A 612-nucleotide genomic window follows, 5' to 3' on the forward strand; every position below is an offset into this window, starting at 1 on the left:
AGCGCAAGACATACATTTGCCTGCTCCTCCACCGTGGTACCCCAGGTGCCTGAATTATACAAAGTTGTGGTCAAGCGATAGACTTCGCTGTTACGACGGGACAAGTCATCGCTATAGATAGGACTGCCGTCCATACCCAAATACATCAGATCGTGCGCGGCACGCTGAAGGAGGAGTGCTTCTTCTAAAAGAGACATGCTATTTTGATTTATGATTTCAGAGTTATGATTTATCTATCACCAATGACTAATCATTGATTATCGACGATTATTTGATTACTTCGATGAGGTCTGGATGGATGGTCGCAATGGCAACGGCGATGATACCTTGTATAGCAATCACTACACGACGATCACGGGCACCTTTTACCTTTAGAAAAACACCTTCTTGACCCTCGAAGTCGCCACCGGTGATACGGACTTTCGTACCTTTGGAGAGATTCAGTTCTTCGGGTTGGAAATAGAGAAGATGGTCATTATAGGTACCGGCGACGGCTATGAAACGCTGCATATCATGGTCGGGAATGATTATTTTCTGACCGCTACGGGTATCAGTAATATATTGCAAATAAGTAATTTGAGACTTAAATCGCTGCACTTCGGAAGGACGTGC

General features: G+C 44.8%; 1 protein-coding gene and 1 pseudogene. Both read right to left on the minus strand.

The features are described from left to right. A partial coding sequence (locus M1B78_RS18490) for a UpxZ family transcription anti-terminator antagonist (RefSeq protein ID WP_276019297.1) occupies positions 1–197 on the minus strand: 197 nt, incomplete at its 3' end. A 70-nt stretch (positions 198–267) separates the two neighbouring features. Beyond that, positions 268–612: pseudogene (locus M1B78_RS18495) on the minus strand (transcriptional regulator); the annotation flags it as partial.

The organism is Bacteroides muris (ex Fokt et al. 2023), from assembly GCF_024704895.1.
In the GTDB taxonomy this organism is placed as follows: Bacteria; Bacteroidota; Bacteroidia; order Bacteroidales; family Bacteroidaceae; genus Bacteroides; species Bacteroides muris.